Source organism: Thauera terpenica 58Eu (genome assembly GCF_000443165.1).
Lineage (GTDB): Bacteria > Pseudomonadota > Gammaproteobacteria > Burkholderiales > Rhodocyclaceae > Thauera > Thauera terpenica.
In genome coordinates, this window is the sequence record NZ_ATJV01000042.1 from 45,291 (window position 1) to 57,874 (window position 12,584).

The 12,584-nt window shown below is 65.1% G+C and carries 14 protein-coding genes and 2 pseudogenes; 12 read left to right on the forward strand and 4 right to left on the reverse strand.

What is annotated here, in order from left to right; genetic code table 11:
* Positions 1-294: a recombinase family protein gene (locus M622_RS0119900; RefSeq protein WP_084520666.1), complete on the reverse strand. Its 294-nt coding sequence runs from the start codon at positions 292-294 to the stop codon at positions 1-3.
* 146 nt (positions 295-440) lie between these two features.
* Here M622_RS0119900 and M622_RS24720 point away from each other — a divergent pair, with 146 nt between their 5' ends.
* From M622_RS24720 to M622_RS24760, 9 genes and pseudogenes are all read left to right on the forward strand, one after another.
* Positions 441-695, forward strand: coding sequence for a type II toxin-antitoxin system Phd/YefM family antitoxin (locus M622_RS24720; protein ID WP_021248252.1), 255 nt, complete (start codon positions 441-443; stop codon positions 693-695).
* Positions 692-1,120: a type II toxin-antitoxin system VapC family toxin gene (locus tag M622_RS24725; RefSeq protein ID WP_021248253.1), complete on the forward strand. Its 429-nt coding sequence runs from the start codon at positions 692-694 to the stop codon at positions 1,118-1,120. Before M622_RS24720 ends, M622_RS24725 begins: the two co-directional genes overlap by 4 nt.
* Positions 1,121-1,464: 344 nt before the next feature.
* Positions 1,465-1,561 (forward strand): annotated as a pseudogene (locus M622_RS40475) (prepilin-type N-terminal cleavage/methylation domain-containing protein); the annotation flags it as partial.
* A gap of 104 nt (positions 1,562-1,665) precedes the next feature.
* A complete protein-coding gene (locus M622_RS24735; RefSeq protein WP_021248255.1) occupies positions 1,666-2,085 on the forward strand; it encodes a hypothetical protein in 420 nt (139 codons plus the stop codon).
* Positions 2,086-2,285: 200 nt separating this feature from the next.
* Positions 2,286-3,095 (forward strand): hypothetical protein, encoded by an 810-nt coding sequence (locus M622_RS24740; protein ID WP_021248256.1) that lies wholly within the window; start codon positions 2,286-2,288, stop codon positions 3,093-3,095.
* 34 nt (positions 3,096-3,129) lie between these two features.
* Complete coding sequence (locus M622_RS24745) at positions 3,130-3,963, forward strand: hypothetical protein (protein WP_021248257.1); 834 nt, start codon at positions 3,130-3,132, stop codon at positions 3,961-3,963.
* An 80-nt stretch (positions 3,964-4,043) separates the two neighbouring features.
* Positions 4,044-4,337, forward strand: coding sequence for a type II toxin-antitoxin system Phd/YefM family antitoxin (locus M622_RS24750; RefSeq protein ID WP_021248258.1), 294 nt, complete (start codon positions 4,044-4,046; stop codon positions 4,335-4,337).
* A complete protein-coding gene (locus tag M622_RS24755) occupies positions 4,334-4,720 on the forward strand; it encodes a type II toxin-antitoxin system RelE/ParE family toxin (RefSeq protein WP_021248259.1) in 387 nt (128 codons plus the stop codon). Before M622_RS24750 ends, M622_RS24755 begins: the two co-directional genes overlap by 4 nt.
* A gap of 22 nt (positions 4,721-4,742) precedes the next feature.
* Positions 4,743-5,663 carry an ABC transporter ATP-binding protein gene (locus M622_RS24760; RefSeq protein WP_021248260.1) on the forward strand — a complete coding sequence of 307 codons (921 nt, stop codon included), beginning with the start codon at positions 4,743-4,745 and terminating at the stop codon, positions 5,661-5,663.
* Positions 5,664-5,706: 43 nt separating this feature from the next.
* Here M622_RS24760 and M622_RS24765 read toward each other — a convergent pair.
* The 3 genes and pseudogenes from M622_RS24765 to M622_RS24775 form a co-directional block, all read right to left on the reverse strand.
* Positions 5,707-6,675: pseudogene (locus M622_RS24765) on the reverse strand (sigma-54 interaction domain-containing protein); the annotation flags it as partial.
* A gap of 96 nt (positions 6,676-6,771) precedes the next feature.
* Positions 6,772-7,182, reverse strand: coding sequence for a CopD family protein (locus tag M622_RS24770; RefSeq protein WP_021248262.1), 411 nt, complete (start codon positions 7,180-7,182; stop codon positions 6,772-6,774).
* 82 nt (positions 7,183-7,264) lie between these two features.
* Positions 7,265-8,143, reverse strand: a complete 879-nt coding sequence (locus M622_RS24775; RefSeq protein WP_031346356.1) for an NAD-dependent epimerase/dehydratase family protein — start codon at positions 8,141-8,143, stop codon at positions 7,265-7,267.
* A gap of 21 nt (positions 8,144-8,164) precedes the next feature.
* Here M622_RS24775 and M622_RS24780 point away from each other — a divergent pair, with 21 nt between their 5' ends.
* The 3 genes from M622_RS24780 (at position 8,165) to M622_RS24790 (ending at position 12,563) form a co-directional block, all read left to right on the forward strand.
* Complete coding sequence (locus M622_RS24780) at positions 8,165-9,187, forward strand: CDP-6-deoxy-delta-3,4-glucoseen reductase (RefSeq protein ID WP_021248264.1); 1,023 nt, start codon at positions 8,165-8,167, stop codon at positions 9,185-9,187.
* Between the two features lie 107 nt (positions 9,188-9,294).
* Positions 9,295-10,431 carry an EAL and HDOD domain-containing protein gene (locus tag M622_RS24785; protein ID WP_021248265.1) on the forward strand — a complete coding sequence of 379 codons (1,137 nt, stop codon included), beginning with the start codon at positions 9,295-9,297 and terminating at the stop codon, positions 10,429-10,431.
* A gap of 95 nt (positions 10,432-10,526) precedes the next feature.
* Complete coding sequence (locus tag M622_RS24790) at positions 10,527-12,563, forward strand: ATP-binding protein (RefSeq protein ID WP_021248266.1); 2,037 nt, start codon at positions 10,527-10,529, stop codon at positions 12,561-12,563.
* Positions 12,564-12,584 lie beyond the last annotated feature (21 nt).

The following is a 12,584-nucleotide window of genomic DNA, read 5'->3' on the forward strand; positions in this document are numbered from 1 at the left end:
TCACGCCGTCGAGACTGTTGAAGAGCAACTCGGCAGATGGTTGATGCCGCGAAGCACAAAGAGTGAGCGCCCGGCTGGCGTTGTCGTGTCGACCCACGGTTCCGCAAGGGAACGCAGCCCGGCCCCTATCGTGCGCAGCTTGTCGGCAATTTCCAGAAGGTCACGGGTAGAACGGGCGAGGCAGTCAAGCCGTGTCACCTTCACCACATCACCAGCCCGCAGGTGATCGAGCATCCGGCCCAGCTCGGGCCTGTCACGCTGCGCCCCGCTGGCTTTTTCCTCAAACAGACGCATGCAATCTTCTATCACCCATGAAACCGCCTATCGCCGGGGTGTGGCGTTCATGCTGCAAAACTTAGGATTTTTGCGAAGACAGAGCTTACTCCCATCTTTTTGTTGTAGTAACATGGCTACATCATTCACGTATACGAGGTACCGCCATGACCATCACCACCTTGACAAGCCGCGAGTTCAACCAAGGGGCGAGCGAGGCAAAACGGGCCGCAAACAAGGGGCCGGTGTTCATCACAGATCGAGGCCGACCGGCCCATGTGCTTATGAGTTTTGAAGACTATCAACGGCTCACAAAGCAGCGGCGCAACATTGCCGATGCGCTGGCAATGCCGGGTATCGCCGACATCGAGTTTGATCCACCGCGTGTGACCATCAAACCCCGGCCGGTTGATTTCTCATGATGTTTGTTCTCGATACCAACGTGGTGTCCGAGCTGCGCAAGGTGCGGGCTGGCAAGGCCGATGCGAACGTGACGGCATGGACGGAAAGCGTTGATGCCGCCGACCTCTTTGTGTCAGCCATCACCATCATGGAACTGGAGCTTGGCGTTCTGTCGATTGAGCGAACGGACGCCACCCAGGGGGCCATGCTGCGCTCGTGGCTGGAGCAACACGTATTGCCCGAGTTCACCGGCCGCACGCTGCCTGTCGATACTGCCGTGGCGCTGCGCTGCGCCCGCTTGCATGTACCCGACAAGCGCGGTGAGCGCGATGCACTCATTGCGGCAACAGCCCTTGTGCATGGCATGACGGTAGTTACTCGCAACGTCGCTGATTTCAAGCTCACAGGCGTGGCCATCCTCAATCCGTGGGAGGCGATGCAATGACGCTGCGCATCACTCGTGCAAGATGGGTTCGGGTATCGCTGGAGGTCAAGGCTTTCATTTCATGCTCCGGCTGAACCATGGACAAAATTCAGCACAATGTGCTGGTGTCAAAATCATGCCCCTGGTCCTGAACCTTTGGTCCTGAGTCTCCAGCCCCGCCCCTTCTTCCGCCTTTCCGCTTGTCAAAACTTGACACAATGCTCGCCGCATTGTCAGGTCTGGCCGCGCAAGCCTGTCAAACCAGCGGAACTACATCACGCAAACCACTCCCAAACAAGCTGGCACGCTGATTGCTTTAGTCAATCCAAGCGGAAACACCGCCAGACCTCCAAGGAGCAACGCAAATGAAAAAGATGCAAAAGGGCTTCACCCTGATCGAGTTGATGATCGTCGTGGCGATCATCGGCATTCTGGCCGCGATCGCGATTCCGCAGTTCAGCGAGTACACCAGGAAGAGCGAAAACAAGGTCGCCCAGACCGACGCACGCAACTTCCTCACTGCTGCCATCGCCAACTCAAACTAAGCAGCCCTCGGAGATACAGACATGAAAAAGATTATTGCGGCGCTTATCCTGGGCAGCCTTTCTTCACTTTCGTTTGCCGTCACCCCCTGCGATGGCACGGCAGCAAAGAAAGCTTCCGTAAAGAAAGCAGACACTCCTACATTCATCAAAACCGACTTCACGTTCAACTGCTCGAACAACTCGTTTGTCGTCTACACCGAGCAAAGCGCCACCGTTCTGACTGTAGGGGCGACCTCGGCAAAGGGGAGTGAATACTTCGGCGGACATACGGATGGTGGCGCTGTAAAATCATACGGACCCTGCGAAGCCAAGGATTGCGTTGCCGATGACGCCACAGCCGGCGACACCAAAGCGAAGGAAGATGCGGAGAAAGATGCGGAAGCTGATGGCGGTGGCGGCGCGGGCGGCGGCGCGGGCGGCGGCGCGGGCGACGGCAGCTAACGGACGGGCTGCACGTATCAAGCCTACAAAATCAAGGCTGGCCTACAGTCCAAAGATATCGAAGCTTCGCTGAGCCCCAAAAAAACACACCGCTGTGGCGTCCGCCGCGGCGGTGTGTTTTTTTCAGAACAGAGCCTGCAAAATTGACACCACACAGACAACACACCACGATGCCTTGCCAGACCCTCGAGTGATGCACGATGTTGTTCACCCCCAACCTGCGCCCTTCGCTGCGCCTCGCCTTCCGTGCCCGCTTTCTGTCGTTCTCGCTCTGGCTCGCCATCGCCTTGGCGATCGCGGTGCCGCTGGCGGCCAACTTCAGCGGTCGTCAGCCCGCCACCGTCGGGCTTGACGTCGGCCTGTCGCTGATTCGCCTCGCCCTTCCCGTGCTCACGGTTCTGCTTTTGCAGGAGTTGGTCTGCCGCGAGTTCGACCGCAAGCTGTTTCTGGTGTCACTGACCTACCCGCGCCCGCGCCACCACTTCCTGCTCGGCCGCGTGGCCGCGATCGGTGTGCTGCTGGCCGGCCTGCTCCTGATACTGGCCGTGTTGCTCGCCGGTCTCGTCACCTGGATCAGCTCGGACTACGCCCAGACAACCCCCCCTGCGCTCGGCCTTCCCTATGCGCTCACCATTGCCTTCATCGCGCTGGACCTGCTGGCGGGACTGGCGCTGGGCACCTTGCTTGCCGTTGTCGCCAGCACGCCGGCTTTCGTGCTCATCGGCACGCTGGGCTTCATGCTCATGGCACGCTCCTTCTCCGCGATTGTCGCCTTGCTGGAGCGCGACAGCACGCTGGTCAGCCATGCCGAGACCTATCAATCGTCGCTCGGCATGCTGGGGCTGTTGCTGCCGGATCTGGGCGCCCTCGATGTGCGCATGGTGGCGCTCTACGGGCACTGGTCCTTGCTGCCTGCCAACTGGGCACAAAGCGCATTGGCCACCCTGGCTTACGCCGCTGCCCTGCTCGGGCTGGCGGTATGGGCGCTGAACCGCAAGCGCCTGGCATGATCAGAAAGGCGGGCTCCTCACCATGAGACAAGGCATGCACCCGCTTGTAGTGGCGCTCTTGAGCTACTGCGTCTTTGCTGCGGCCTGGGCAAGCCGGGCACACATTGATACTGCGCCGCCAGCAGAAGTGTTCGATCGTGTCGTGCTTTCGCCCGCCCTGCAGATACTGATGACGGGCGGCGACCGCTTCCTGGCGGCCAATCTTGAATCGATCCGTTCAGCCGCCACCACCAGCGACGCGCCCAAGGCTGCGGAATATAACGCGTCATTCACCACTCGCAGCCGCAGCGCGGTCGCGCAACTGAACCCCTGCCACGAAGACAACTACTACCTCGGCAGCGCTTTGCTGAGCTGGGGCGGGGCGGTGTCAGAGGGTATCGACTTGCTGCACCGCGCTACCGAGTGCCGCACCTGGGATGAGCTCCCGCCCTTTTTCTACGGCTTCAACCTGTTCTTTTTTCAGCGCGACGTTGAGGGCGCACGTGCGGCATTCGAAACTGCGGCCTCACGCGCCACCGACAACGCCGCGGCCTTGCGCAAGATGGCCATCATGCTGGCGGCAGGTGAATTGAAGGACGACAGCGCCGCGCTCGACTTCCTGCAGCGCGAACGCGCGGCCACCGCCGACCCCAAGCTGCAAGCCATGCTCGACCAACGCATCACCCGCATCGAAGGCTTGATCACCCTGCGCAACGCCCAGCAGCGCTACGAGGCGCGCTTCGGCCAGCCCTTGAGCGACCCTGCGGCGCTGATCGCAAGCGGCGAACTCGACGCCTTCCCCAACGATCCGCTAGGCCTTGGCTACGAGTTTGCCGATGGCCGCTTTCGCCTCAAGGAGCTGAAGATTGCCGGGCTGGAGCGGCGCTAGAGCTGCAACACTGAGTCAAAACAAGCTTGCAGAAAAGCGTCTAGAATAAGGGCACATATTCTGCACAGACGAGGCTCAGCATGAGCATCACCACCCGCGACATCATCTCCCTCAGCGCCGCCCGCGCCCAGCTCTCCGAACTGGCAGAGCAGGTCAAGGCGGGGGCGGAAAAGATCATCACCAAGAATGGTGAAAGCTACGTGGCGCTGATCGATGCGCAACGACTGGACCACTACCACCGGCTCGAGCGCGCGCACATCCATCTGTTGCTGATCGACGACGTTACGAGCGGTTTGCAGGACGTCGCCGAGGGGCGAACGCGTGATGCACGTGCCGCGCTCGCCGAGCGCAAGACGCGCCGCGCCAAAGCATGAGCGGGACGGCTACCGTCTTCGTCACACCCGGCTTCGAGCGCCACCTGGGTGAGATCGAACCCTTCCTGGCGGACGCCGGTGTGCCCGAGCACTTCGATACGCTGCTCGACGCCTTGCAGAACGTGGTGATTCCGAACCTCGAACGCCACCCGGACATGGGTCGCGATTTTCTCGCCCGCGGGGCGCAGTCGGTCGAAGCCGCATCGCGACTCGAGCACCTCGTACACCGACTCGGCGAGCTCGATCACTCCGGCAGCATCCGTGCATACGTCATGACACAGCATCTGCTGCTGTATGCCCATCTTGGCGACGGCGTTCACCTGTTAGCCATCCGCCATCAGCGCGAGCTGTGTTTCGATTTCGGCACAGCGGATAACACCTGAAGCGCATAGGAAGACGTCATCAATGACCCCCGCCCTCGAATTCCACGCCGTCAGCAAGATCTTTCGCGCGCGCGGCAAGACCGTGCACGCGCTGCGCAATGTCAGCTTCGAAGTCAGCGAAGGCGAAGTGTTCGGCTTTGTCGGCCCCAATGGCGCGGGCAAGTCCACCACCATCAAGGTGATGCTCGACGCCATCAACGACTACGAAGGCGAGGTCAAGCTGTATGGCGTGTCGGCGCGCACGGCCAGCGCGCGCAAGGGCGTTGCCTACGTGCCGGAGTCACCCGCGCTCTACGAGCAATTCACGGCGCTGGAAATCCTGCACATGGCGCTGGACATGTACGACATCCGCCGCCCGGATCGGGACGCCTGGTGCATGCAGTGGCTGGAGCGCTTCTCGGTGGCGCACAACGCCAGACGCCGGGTGCGCGAGTTGTCCAAGGGCAACGTGCAGCGCGTGGCGCTCGCCCATGCGCTGGTGGTCAGCCCGCGCCTGCTGGTGCTGGACGAGCCGCTGTCCGGCCTGGACCCGGTGGGGCGCAAGGACGTGGTGGACATCCTCTCCGAATACAAACGCGAGGGTGGCGCGATCTTCTTCACCTCGCACGTGCTGCACGATGTCGAGCGCATCGCCGACCGCTTCGGCTTCATCCACCAGGGCGAACTGCTGACCACGCGCTCGCCGCGCGATCTGGTGAGCGAGCGCGCCGACCGCTTCATCGTGCGCTACCAGGCCAGCGCCGCCCTGGACGGCGCCCACGCCGCGATCCGCGACGGCGAGTACGAGCAAGAGCTCGACGAGCACGCCCTGCCCGCCTTCCTCACCCGCCTGCAGGCGGCAGGCGGGCGGCTGATGACGGTGAAGCCCGCGGTGTCGCTGGAGACGGTGTTCTTCAAGATCCTCGAGGGCGAGCAGACCGCGCCGGCTTCAGGACCCCGCTGAGCACCCAAGCGAGCGCGCAACACCCTTGAGGCTGACCCCCGCTTCAGGCGCGACGCACCAGCGTGTCGGCATCGGCGTCCGCATCCGCCTCACCCCATTCGGCGAACTTGCGCTCCAGCGTCTTGCGCGACACGCCGAGACGGCGTGCGGCTTCGGTCTTGTTGCCGCCACAGGCCACGGTGACACGTTCGATGTGGCGGCGCTCCACCTCGGCCAGGCTCAGTTCGAGTTCGTCTGCGGGCAGCGCCGCCGGCGTCCGGGACAAGCCCTCCTGTGTGGCCATGGGCTCGGCCAGGAAGCTGCCGAGGATGAGCGCGCGTTCGACGCGGTTGCGCAGTTCGCGCACATTGCCGGGCCAGGAGTGCGCGCTGAGCTGCCTGAGCACATCGTGCGACAGCGCCAGGGGCGCCACCCCCAGCGGCGTGGCGAGCTGCTGCATGAAGTGGTGCACGAGCCGGGGAATGTCCTCAGGATATTCGCGCAGGCTGGGCAGGCGGATGTCGACGACCGCGAGCCGGTAGTAGAGATCCTCGCGAAAGCGGCCGGCCCTGACCTCGGCGGCGAGGTCGCGGTTGGAGGCCGCAATGATGCGCACATCGACCGCCACCTCGCGTTCAGCACCCACCGGACGCAGCGTGCGCTCTTCGAGCACGCGCAGCAGCCGGGCCTGCAAAGTCAGCGGCAGCTCACCGATTTCGTCCAGGAACAGGCTGCCGCCGCGGGCGTGGTGAAACAAACCGTGACGGTTCTCGCTGGCGCCGGTGAAAGCGCCCTTCACATGGCCGAAGAGCTCGCTTTCGACCAGCTCCACGGCGATCGCCGCGCAGTTAAGCGGCACGAAGGGGCCATGCGCGCGCGCGCTGCTGTGGTGCAGCGCGCGCGCCACCACCTCCTTGCCAGTGCCCGATTCGCCCTGCAGGAGCACGGTGCTGGGCATGGGCCCGACGCGGCGGATGAGGGCGCGCAGCTGCTCGATGGCGCTCGAGCGTCCGATCAGACCCATCGACTCCGCCGCCGCGCGCACCGACGCTGGCCGGGCGTTCGACAGCGGCTGCACGGCGTCGCCGCTGATCGATGAAGAGATTTCGTCTGCGCTGCCCGTCATCGCTCAGAAGGGCTTGAGCACGACGAGAAAGACCACGACCACCAGAACCAGCACCGGGATCTCGTTGAACACGCGAAACCACACATGGCTGCGCTTGTTGCGCCCGGCCGCGAAGTCGCGCATCAGGCGTCCGCAATAGAAGTGGTAGCCGATGAGGAACACCACCAGCAGCGTTTTGACGTGCAGCCAGCCGCCGCCAAAGCCGTAACCAAACCACAGCCAGAGGCCGAACACCACCGCAAGAATGGCGAGCGGCAGCATGAAGCGGTAGAGCTTGCCCTCCATCAGGCTCAGGCGCTCGCGGGTGGCGGCGTCCTCCACCATGGCGTGATTGACGAACAGGCGGGGCAGGTAGAACAGGCCGGCGAACCAGCTCACGACGAAGATGATGTGTAAGGCCTTGACGGTCAGCATTGCGATGGCAGCTCAGTGAAGAAAAAAGGGTGAAGCACAGGCGAGGCGGCTCGAACCGGGTGCGGCTCGCGCACCAAGGCGCTCAGGCACGGCGCGCGAGCGCGTCTTCCAGGCCGTGCGCGATCGTCGGATAGCTTAGCGTGGCGCACAGTTCCTGCTTCAGGCGACGATTGTCGAGTCGACGCGATTCGCTCATGAAGGACAGCGTCAGCGGCGACAGGCGCTGGACAATGTCCGCCCGCGCCAGGCGCGGTGGGCGCGGCAGCGCGAAAGCGTCGGCGACCGCGTCGAAATAATCGCCCATTTTCAGGTCGGAGTCGTCGCTGGCGTTGTACACCCGCCCCGCCGGCGCGCGGAACATCGCCAGGCAAGCCAGCCGCGCCAGGTCCTCGGCGTGGATGTGGTTGGTGTACACATCGTCCTGCGCGCTGAGCACCGGGTCACCGCGGCGCAAGCGCTCGAGCGGCAGGCGGTCGGCGGCGTAGATGCCCGGTGCGCGCAGCACGCTCACGCGCACGCCGCTGCGCCGGCCGAAGGCGCGCACACGGCGCTCGGCATCGACGCGACGCAACGCACGCGCGCTGCGTGCGTTGCAGGGCCGCGTCTCGCTCACCTGCGCGCCCTCGCAGTCGCCGTAAACCCCTGTCGTGCTTATGTATACAAGGCCCTGTGGTAGACTTCCGCCCGCGCCCAGCGCCGCCAGCAGACGCTTCATGCGGGGGTCGCCGCTGCCCTGCGCCGGGGGCGGCGCAAAATGCAGCACGATGTCGGCAAGCCCGGCCAGCCGCCTCAGGCTGCGGCGGTCATCGAGATCAGCATGCAACGCAAGCGCCCCTGCCGCACGCAAGGCGGGCGCGGCCTCGGGGCTGCGCACGAGGGCAAGGACACGAAAACGACGGGTCAGCCACGGCAGGCAGCGCGCAGCCACGTCGCCGCTGCCCACAATCAGAATTCTTTTCATCAGACGATTATCACACGCACCATGACCTACCGGATTTCCCTCCAGCCCGGCGGCCACGAATTCGACGCCGCCGCCGACCAGACCGTGCTCGAAGCCGCGCTCGCCGCCGAGCTGCTCTTGCCCCACGGTTGCCGCGACGGCGCCTGCGGGGCGTGCAAGGGCCAGGTCATTGAAGGCCGGGTGGATCACGGCAGCCACTCCGCCAGCGCGCTGAGCGCCGCCGAGCAGGCCGAGGGCTACGCCCTGTTCTGCTGCGCGAAGCCGCTCTCGGATCTCGTGGTGCAGGCGCGCAACGTCGTGCGCGCGGGCGACATCCCGATCCGCAAGCTGCCGTGCCGCGTACACCGGCTGCAGCGCCTGGCCGACGACGTCATGCTGCTCGACCTCAAGCTGCCGGCGAGCGAGGCCTTCCGTTTTCGTGCCGGTCAGTACATCGACATCCTGCTCGCCGATGGCCGGCGCCGCAGCTTCTCGATCGCCAACGCGCCGCACGACGGCAGCCATATCGAACTGCACGTGCGCCGCATCGATGGCGGCAGCTTCACCGCCCACGTCTTCGAGCGCATGAAGGAGAAGGACATCCTGCGCTTCGAAGGCCCGCTCGGCAGCTTCTGGCTGCGCGAGGACTCACAGCGCCCTATCGTGCTGGTCGCCGGCGGCACCGGTTTCGCACCGATCAAGAGCATCATCGAGCACGCCATCGAGACCGGGCTGCAACGCCCGATCAGCCTGTACTGGGGCGCCCGCGAGCGCGCCGGACTCTACCTCGATGAGCTGGCCCGCAGCTGGGAAGCCGCGCTGCCCTCCCTGCGCTACATCCCGGTGCTGTCCGACGCAGCGCAGGATCTGAGCTGGGAGGGGCGTCGCGGACTGGTGCACCAGGCGGTGATGGACGACTTTGCCGAGCTCTCCGGACACGAGGTCTATGCCTGCGGGGCGCCAGCGATGATAGACGCGGCGCGCACCGGCTTGTGCACGGGCCGCGGCCTGCCCGAGCACGCCTTCTTTGCCGACGCCTTCACCTTTTCCACACCGGCAGGCTGAACGCTCAACAAGCGCTGCCGCATTCGCCAGCGCGCCGAGTTTTCCCCTTCGCCGCTTCGCCCCACCCCGCAGCCCTTTCGCTCGACATCCGCCGCACCGGAGCCGCAATGAGCCAGACCACCCTGCTGACCCGCGAACCCGTGGTGAACAAGAAGCATGCAATCACCGCCAACCGTCTGATTGCCCATGGCCCCAACATGGCGGAGGTGGTGCAGGCCCTGAACGCACAGGCCGAGGTGTGGCCCACACATCACCCGGTGTTCCTCAGCCTGGGGCGGCTGGTGCCCACGCCTGAGCTCATGCAGTGGCAGATTCCCGAGCACACCTCGATCGAAATCCCCGCCCAGACCCTTGCCCACCCCCACACCCAGGCCCTGATGGCGCAGCTGCGCGCAGCCGGCGTGGCGATGAACCTGATCTGGTACACGCCTGAGACCACGCTCCCGGCCGACATCGACTGGCGCTTCGTGCTCATGGACGCGCGCCGCGTGAGCTCGCCCGCGAGCGCGCCCGGCCTCAAACTGGCCTGGGGCCTGCCCCAGCTCGGCGCCTTCCGTGAGGCCGTGGACGCGGGCTTCGATGGCGCCTCGGGCTGGTTCTTCCTGCACGGCAATCCGCCCGCAAAAGAGCTCTCTCCCGGCCACGCCCAGATCATCCGCCTGCTCAATCTGGTGCGCAATAACGCCGAAATCCGCAGCATCGAGGCAGTGCTCAAGCAGGACGTGGCCCTGTCCTACAAGTTGCTGCGCTACATCAACTCGGCCGGGTTCGGCCTGATGTGCGAGATCCAGTCCTTCCGCCACGCGGTCAGCATCCTGGGCTATGACGCGCTCAACAAATGGCTGTCACTGCTGCTGATCACCGCCACGCGTGACCCCAGCGCCCCCGCCATGATGCAGACTGCGATCGCGCGCGGGCGCTTCATGGAGGAAATCGGCGCCAGCTATTTCGACGCCGCCGAAGCCGACAACCTCTTCATCACCGGCGCTTTCTCGCTGCTGCATCTGCTGCTCGGCACCTCGATGCAGGCCGTGCTCGACGAGATGAACCTGCCCACCGCAGTCACCGACGCGCTCGTCCATGACAGCGGCGAGTTCGCACCCTTCCTGCGCCTGGCCAGGCACTGCGAAGGCTTCGACGGCGCCGGGCTGAGGCAGGCCAGCACCGAGCTGCACCTGCCCTTCGATCAGCTCAACCGGGCGCTGCTCACCGGCCTGAGCTTTGCCGACAGTCTGCAGGCCTGAGTCGAATCGGGTGCACAAACGCAACATGCGTCACATTCGCGCGCACGAGCGCAGGCTAGTATCTGCTCTCTGCCCGACCATCCGTGCTTCAAACCATGTTCCCTGCCGCCTTCACTGATCTGGAACTCCAGCCCCAGGCTGCAGGCGCGATGACCATCCTGCGTCTGCTGGCGGCCAGTTCACCGAACTGGCCGGAGGTCGCACTCGTCGTTGCGCGCGACCCTGCACTCAGCCTCGCGCTGCTGATTGCCCAGCCCGTCGCCGCCGACGAGCTCAGCGATGGCCTGAACAGCGTGCTCAGACGACGCCTGGAACGTCTCGGCCCCGACCTGCTGCGTGCCTGGCTGCTCGGTCTGGGCAACACCAACACCGACTGCGGCAGCGCCCCCGACCTCGCCCTGCTGCGCGCCGAATGCGCGCTGCACCTGGCGATCGAAACGCGCTATCCACGCCCCGACGAGGCCTATCTTGCCGGGCTGTGGCGCGGCTTTGGCAATGCCAGGCGGCCGCCCGGCGAGACCAGCGCGGCGAGCACGCCCGGGGTGAAAGCCTGCGCGCAGCAGACGCGCCAGGCGCAGCAGCTGTCGAAACTGATTCGTGACTGTGGCCTGCCGGCCAGCCTTGGCGACGCGCTCGAACTGGGCACGGTGATGGAAGAGCAGCTCGAGGGCGCACATCCGCTGCTCGCGCTCGCACTCGCCGCCGAGCGCCTTGCGTATCCGCAGTGGCAGGAACACCTGCCCGAGGTGGCCCGCCTCACCGGCCTGCACGAAGGCGTGCTCAGCAGCATGCGCACCGACGTCGCCTACATCGTGGCCGGACATGCGGCCTATCCGGCAGCGCCTGCCCTGCCGTGCACGAGTGAGACGCACTTGCCGGCCACGGTGAGCGATGACCCCTATCGCAGCGCCGGCATGCTGGGCCTGCTCACCGCCGCCTTTTTCGACCTCGAACCACAACAGGTCCAGGACCGCCTCGCCAGCGCCTGCCCGCTGTTTGGTCTGCAGCAGGTGCCGCCCTTGCTCACCGTCGATGACAGCGGGCGTCTGCGCACCATGCTGCCCGCGCCCAGCGCCGCGCTGTCGGCCCTGATCGACGAGCTGCAGCTGCGCGTCGACGACGACAAGAGCGTGATCGCGCTGTGTGCCCGCAACGCCCATGCAAGCACCGTCCTCTTTCACAACCGGCAGCCCGGGCGCAGCCTTGCCGACTGGCAGATCGCCGGCTGGCTGGGACACAAGGGCTTGTGCTGCCTGCCGCTCACCGCCAACGGCCAGCCCATGGTAGCCCTGATCGGGCTGGATCATGAGCATGCGTTGAGCAGCGAGCTGCGCTGGCGCTACGCCGCCCTGCTCGGTGCGGCGGCACGCTCCCTGCACGCTGCACAGCGCCATCGCAACGAGATTGCAGCGCGCGAAGCCTTGCTCCAGCAACGCTTCCACGACCATGTGCGCAAGATTGCACATGAGGTCACCAACCCGCTGACGGTACTCAAGAGCCGGCTTGAGATGCTCGGCATGCAGCGCCCCGAAGACACCCCGCTGCAGGACGAGATGGTGCTGCTCAACACTGAGCTCGATCGCATCGACAAGCTCATGCGCACGGCCAGCAGCCTGCCGCTGGACGAGGTCGAGGTCGCACGCTGTGGCGTGCCTGAATTGCTGCTCGACATGCGCTCGATTTACGGTGAAGCGCTCTTCGCCGAGCGCGGCATCCAGCTCGAGTTGCGCGCAGCACGCGATCTCCCGCCTGCGGCCGTGCCCGCCTCCGCCCTCAAGCAGGTGCTGCTCAATCTCTTCCGTAACGCCTCCGAGGCTTTGCTGCCCGGTCAACGTCTGGTGGTGTCGGCCTTGTCGCAGGTCACCGTCGATGGGCGCGCCAGTCTCGAGCTCCGCCTCGTCGACAACGGCCCCGGCCTGCCGCCGGAGCGCGCCAGCGCGCCCTTCATGCCCCGCGCAAGCACGAAGGGCGACGGCCATCAAGGCGTCGGCCTCACCGTGGTGCGCGAAATACTGGCGCAATGGGGCGCCACCATCCTCTGTCGCAGTCAGCCCGGCGCGGGCACCCGCTTCCAGATATTTCTACCACTGGAACAAAGGGGCGCAGTGTTGCATCATGAGCGTTCTAAATAATATTTCAGACACGCTCTCAGC

Coding starts and splice junctions, on each gene's coding strand:
- M622_RS24775 (WP_031346356.1), bottom strand. CDS start 8,143: ATGAAAAGAATTCTGATTGTGGGCAGCGGCGACGTGGCTGCGCGCTGC.
- M622_RS24720 (WP_021248252.1), top strand. CDS start 441: ATGACCATCACCACCTTGACAAGCCGCGAGTTCAACCAAGGGGCGAGC.
- M622_RS24790 (WP_021248266.1), top strand. CDS start 10,527: ATGTTCCCTGCCGCCTTCACTGATCTGGAACTCCAGCCCCAGGCTGCA.
- M622_RS24725 (WP_021248253.1), top strand. CDS start 692: ATGATGTTTGTTCTCGATACCAACGTGGTGTCCGAGCTGCGCAAGGTG.
- M622_RS24785 (WP_021248265.1), top strand. CDS start 9,295: ATGAGCCAGACCACCCTGCTGACCCGCGAACCCGTGGTGAACAAGAAG.
- M622_RS24770 (WP_021248262.1), bottom strand. CDS start 7,182: ATGCTGACCGTCAAGGCCTTACACATCATCTTCGTCGTGAGCTGGTTC.
- M622_RS0119900 (WP_084520666.1), bottom strand. CDS start 294: ATGCGTCTGTTTGAGGAAAAAGCCAGCGGGGCGCAGCGTGACAGGCCC.
- M622_RS24750 (WP_021248258.1), top strand. CDS start 4,044: ATGAGCATCACCACCCGCGACATCATCTCCCTCAGCGCCGCCCGCGCC.
- M622_RS24735 (WP_021248255.1), top strand. CDS start 1,666: ATGAAAAAGATTATTGCGGCGCTTATCCTGGGCAGCCTTTCTTCACTT.
- M622_RS24760 (WP_021248260.1), top strand. CDS start 4,743: ATGACCCCCGCCCTCGAATTCCACGCCGTCAGCAAGATCTTTCGCGCG.
- M622_RS24740 (WP_021248256.1), top strand. CDS start 2,286: ATGTTGTTCACCCCCAACCTGCGCCCTTCGCTGCGCCTCGCCTTCCGT.
- M622_RS24745 (WP_021248257.1), top strand. CDS start 3,130: ATGCACCCGCTTGTAGTGGCGCTCTTGAGCTACTGCGTCTTTGCTGCG.
- M622_RS24755 (WP_021248259.1), top strand. CDS start 4,334: ATGAGCGGGACGGCTACCGTCTTCGTCACACCCGGCTTCGAGCGCCAC.
- M622_RS24780 (WP_021248264.1), top strand. CDS start 8,165: ATGACCTACCGGATTTCCCTCCAGCCCGGCGGCCACGAATTCGACGCC.